Source organism: Desulfosporosinus nitroreducens (assembly GCF_023897015.1).
Classification (GTDB): domain Bacteria; phylum Bacillota; class Desulfitobacteriia; order Desulfitobacteriales; family Desulfitobacteriaceae; genus Desulfosporosinus; species Desulfosporosinus nitroreducens.
Genome location: NZ_JAMHFY010000061.1, coordinates 1 through 4,617, shown reverse-complemented (window position 1 = coordinate 4,617; position 4,617 = coordinate 1). Strand labels below are relative to the sequence as shown.

The 4,617-nt window shown below is 36.9% G+C and carries 5 protein-coding genes and 1 pseudogene; all 6 read right to left on the bottom strand.

Features of this window, described 5'->3' with window-relative positions:
• Window positions 1-134: 134 nt before the first annotated feature.
• A complete protein-coding gene (locus M8E35_RS25920; RefSeq protein ID WP_252473858.1) occupies window positions 135-1,175 on the bottom strand; it encodes an NAD(P)/FAD-dependent oxidoreductase in 1,041 nt (346 codons plus the stop codon).
• A gap of 138 nt (window positions 1,176-1,313) precedes the next feature.
• Window positions 1,314-1,469 (bottom strand): annotated as a pseudogene (locus M8E35_RS27145) (GrpB family protein); the annotation flags it as partial.
• A 51-nt stretch (window positions 1,470-1,520) separates the two neighbouring features.
• A complete protein-coding gene (locus M8E35_RS25915; protein ID WP_252473857.1) occupies window positions 1,521-2,075 on the bottom strand; it encodes a flavodoxin family protein in 555 nt (184 codons plus the stop codon).
• 16 nt (window positions 2,076-2,091) lie between these two features.
• A complete protein-coding gene (locus M8E35_RS25910) occupies window positions 2,092-2,652 on the bottom strand; it encodes a PadR family transcriptional regulator (protein ID WP_252473856.1) in 561 nt (186 codons plus the stop codon).
• Between the two features lie 630 nt (window positions 2,653-3,282).
• On the bottom strand, window positions 3,283-3,732 hold the full coding sequence (locus M8E35_RS25905) for a hypothetical protein (RefSeq protein WP_252473855.1): 450 nt from the start codon (window positions 3,730-3,732) through the stop codon (window positions 3,283-3,285).
• A gap of 142 nt (window positions 3,733-3,874) precedes the next feature.
• Window positions 3,875-4,147, bottom strand: a complete 273-nt coding sequence (locus M8E35_RS25900) for a CD3324 family protein (protein ID WP_252473854.1) — start codon at window positions 4,145-4,147, stop codon at window positions 3,875-3,877.
• Between the last annotated feature and the right edge of the window lie 470 nt (window positions 4,148-4,617).

Here is a 4,617-nt window from a genome sequence, read left to right as displayed (position 1 = left end):
AATTTCCTCTGATTCAAACAGCGGATCGACATCCGTTACTCCTTGTCTAAAACATATATATTTCTAAACATATACGCGTCTTATTTTTACCATGGTAATTGCGACCCAAAGTGAAAAAGAATATCGAATCAAGCTCATAATTTCATGTAGCTGAACGTTTCCGACATATTCGCAACAAAATTCCATTGTCGTTCCATATAATTTTTCAAAGCAGAAGTGTTATTTTGATAAAGCATAAGTAGTGTTTCCAAGTTCCAATCACTATCTAAATCTATTTTCTGAATCGCCTTCGCAGCTGCGTACCCGCTTTCCATTCCTGCCGAAATGCCCTCGCCCATGGGGTTAAGAAATCCTGCTGTTTCACCCGCAAACAACACTTTCCTGTTTCCGTATTCTATAGGACATCCGGGCATAACGCGTGGCATAAGCCATTTTTCATTTTTTTCTTGCTCTTCAATTCTTAACTTGTGATGTTTTTTCATATAGGCAATAAATTCAGAATAATAATGTTCAATTTTACTTGTATTCTTAACAGACACGCCAAAAATGAGATAATCATCTTTTACATTAAACCACGCATCGTATTCCGACAGATTGGGCTGCAAATAGGCATAAAAATAATGATGATCCAAATCAATAGAGCCTTTGTTGAAGGTTTGGTAGGTGGTTATATAGCTTTGAGGCGTATGTATAAGCTTTCGCTTAACAGAACCTACCACACCATCGCAACAAATGACTATCTTTGCTTTTTCAGAATATAAAGAAGTGCCCTTGAGATTTACAAGAACACAGTTTTCCTGTTCCTCACACGACAGGGCGGCGGTTCCATCGCGCAGTTCGGCACCGGCTTTGGTAGCTTTTGTTGCCAGCCAGTAATCAAAGGAACTGCGCCATATATTTAATCCTTCCTGTTCATAACGGTACTCTTGACCTTTATCGTTGGTAAAAATCATGCCTCGGTTATCAGTCGGAGCACACATGGTAAATTCGGGTACATCTTCGCCAAAATATTGCCGGACCAAATCCATTGATTTCTTTATAAGGACACCGGAGCACGATTTGTTTCTTGGCATCTTGAATTTTTCAACTAATAATACTTTATACCCATTGTAGGCCAATTCCCGTGCGGCGGTACAGCCTGTTGGGCCTGCACCAATTATTATTACATCATACATCTCAATTTTCTCCTAAGGAATTTATATAAAAAGTCAGTAAAAACGATTCTAATTATTCTTCCATGCTATGGCTTCTGATAATAAACTATTAACTACCGCCTCTTTATGTACGTGATAGGATAAAAGCGTATTTTCTCCTTAAGACATCGCCTCTTTTTTTATATCAGAGTATATTTTCACTTTTTCTGGATGTGTTCTTAAATAGTCTCTAAAAGCTAAGTATTCAATCCATTCTTTCCCATCATGTGGTACAATTTGAAGATTGAAATTGCGCTCTTTTCTCTTTCGTGCAAAAAAACGTTTCTGGTCAGTTTACGTATTTTTTGCCTCATTTTTTTGCCCTTTCTATACTAATTCGTTAAACATCGTATCCGCGGTCTTTTTAGCACGTTCCATAAAATCCGGAGAGTCGCTATACGGCACCACATATCTTCCTGCTAATTTCGTATGAAACATTCCTCCGTTCTCGCCATCAAAAGCCATGCGGAAAAATTCCTGTACCAGATTAGTATTGTTCTCAACCTGACCGGCGCAAGTGATGAGAAGAGCCATGTGCTTTCCGTTGAGGATAGTGGTGTTGGAAAAGCTGATGCACCTGTCTACGAGGGGCTTTAACTGTGCTGTTAAATCGAATGAATAAAGTGGAGAGGCAATCACAATCGTGTCGGCTGCTGCCATCTTATCAAAAACAGACTGCGCATCGTCCTTTTGAATGCAGCCAGGTTCCTCTTTTTTCGCCATACAGGCGTAACACCCAAGGCAACCGTTAATTTTATAATCTGTTACATTGACTCGTTCTACATCATTCCCTTGGGCAAGCATGTTTTCCTCAAAAAGCATAAGAGTTGCAGCCGTTTTTCCATTCTTCTTCGGACTTCCCATAATCGTTAATATCTTCATGATAATTTATCCTTTCTTATTTTGTGTTGAAGCGTTCGCTTCGGATAGTTTCAGTATCAGTTTCAAGTTTTGTAATCATATCGTTGCACCAGCTCATGATAAAACGGTAGTAATCAATGCCATAAACCATTGTTGCATATCTGTAATAGAACTGGTAAACATCGTATTTCTGGCTTGCTTCCTCCTTCTGGCCAATTAAATTCTTTTCAATTGGCTGGATTACCTCAATAAGCCCTTTTAAATTGGCAATAGCCTTTTCTTTGGGAAGAAATTCATAGAAGAAGATCTTCACCAGATGATCCTGCTTTGACTTTTCGAAAGCAATCGGTTCCGCAATCCACTTCATAAAAGCTTCTTTTCCAGTTTCGGTAATCTGGTAGACTTTTTTGTATTTGCTTCCCTCCACAGATTCCTTAAAAATAACTAGCTGTTTATCCCCCAATCTCTTTAATGCTGGATAGATACTTCCAAAGCTTGCATCAAAAAAATAGGAAGTGGATTTTGTCATCCACTGTTTTAGATCATATCCACTTGTTTCTCCACACATCAGGAAACCAAGAATTATAAATTCTAACATATTGTCCTCTTTTGCCGATTTATATATCGCTCGTTTATATATCGAAAAGATATGTTTATTATATTACTCCTTACTATCTATTTTGTCAATTACCTTGATACCAGATTTATTGATTTTGATCTTACTTATTCACAAATATCTGATAAACCTACTGGATCATGTTAAGTAACGTAGCAATTTTTAGCCTGTATAAAAAAACAAAGACACCAGAATTTACTGTTCTGATGTCCTTATATTTACTTGTATGAAATTGTGATTTTGGAAGTCGAATCTATCCCATCACCCTATGTCATCTATATTTCCCCCTAAAAATTAGGTCAAAAATCGGGCATTTTTTAGCCTGATTTTTGACCATTTTTTGCTCCAAAACCACAACATATTGTGGTTCGAGTGGCTTATTTATCGTTTTGACCACAACGCGTCATCAGAATCACAGTTTCAACGTGCGCCGTTTGCGGGAACATATTAACCTAGTTATTGTAACAACAACATCAATCTCAAATACTTTTGCTAAATTTGCCCTCTCAGCATAGAGCTTGCTAAATCTGCATCTTCAATAAAATACTCACGTCCGTTTCTTCCAGCCTTATTCCATTGCATTTTATATTTTCTGTGCCGGGTACATCAATATTAGAATTTAATCTCATAAACACAGGATTTATTTCCTCTTAAAATGGAAGTAACAACCCGGCTTTTTACTTCCTGACCAATAATCTTTGAAATCATTTTTTCTGTCATACTTGCGGAACAATGGCAAAGAACGGGAGACACTTTTTTACCATCCATGCATTGCGTTATTGGGCATACGCAATAGCTTTTGTTCTCATCAACAAGAATTATATTTTTAGTCTCATCATATGTAATAATTTGTCCATGTTCTTTTGACATGAACTTAATAAACCCTCGTAAATCTCCAACATATTTTTCTAGCATTTGCTCCAGAGATTTATAATGACATGCACCACATTGATCTAGAAGCAATGCACATTTTTCTTGAGAGCAATTCTTTTCCATGCTATTCAATAATTCACTAAGCCATTCCATGCTGAAATTTTGAGTCCATTTCTTATAACCGTCCATACTTATTCTCCTTTCTCTAAATCAGAATCAAATAACTTCTATTACAATTATAGCACTCATTCGAAAAGGGCTATACCTCAAACACTTTTGATAAAAGAAAATGAGCCGGTACGTCTAAAAACTATACCGGCCCACTTTAAACTCATTTCTTTTTACCTTGTAATATAACCCTTTGAATGCTTTTCAAAGATAAATAATATTTTTGAGACAAATGTTCCAAATCGCATCCAGATTGGTAATCTTGGTAAATTTGCCAATTTCTAATTTCTAGCTCGTCACGAATAGTAGTTTCCGTACCCCATTCTTTTTTATTACTCGGTTTTCTTGGAATGTAGACGCATTCTCCGTCCACATATTCCTGCACTATTTCAAGTAATTCAGCAGGGAAGATATGATTTGCTTTTTTATAGCTCATTTTGCTCTCCTAAATAATTCTCTCGTTAGGAATAGCAAAGGCTAATTTTGTCAATTCAATTTTTGTTAGTTGCAATAGCCTTTGCTATGCAACGATAACGATAGGATTAAGCATAAGCATACGGCCCTCCTTTAATTTTACTAAGGTAAAGTATAGCCCCAACACAACCGACTGTAAAGCATAAATTGGGTATAAACAACTTACCAAATGTGCAAACAAACTTGTTTGAAGCTTTATAACGGTTAGGTTTCGTCTTCTCTCTCTAAACAAATAAGCATAAACCTATTCCTTTTTGCGTATTTGCTTATTTCTGCGTAAAAGTATGGTCCCCTAACAAAAAGTTCCCTCGAAACACTAGTACGATGGAACATAAAACACACTGTAATATTATTACCAGAAATGTTAAGGGCTCTTATTTCTCCGCGCAATACCAGCGAATTGCGGCGCGCAGAGGAAAGAACAGAGCAACT

Bases quoted from the DNA above. Each gene is read 5' to 3' on its own strand.
- M8E35_RS25910 (WP_252473856.1), bottom strand. From the start codon at position 2,652: ATGTTAGAATTTATAATTCTTGGTTTCCTGATGTGTGGAGAAACAAGT.
- M8E35_RS25920 (WP_252473858.1), bottom strand. From the start codon at position 1,175: ATGTATGATGTAATAATAATTGGTGCAGGCCCAACAGGCTGTACCGCC.
- M8E35_RS25905 (WP_252473855.1), bottom strand. From the start codon at position 3,732: ATGGACGGTTATAAGAAATGGACTCAAAATTTCAGCATGGAATGGCTT.
- M8E35_RS25915 (WP_252473857.1), bottom strand. From the start codon at position 2,075: ATGAAGATATTAACGATTATGGGAAGTCCGAAGAAGAATGGAAAAACG.
- M8E35_RS25900 (WP_252473854.1), bottom strand. From the start codon at position 4,147: ATGAGCTATAAAAAAGCAAATCATATCTTCCCTGCTGAATTACTTGAA.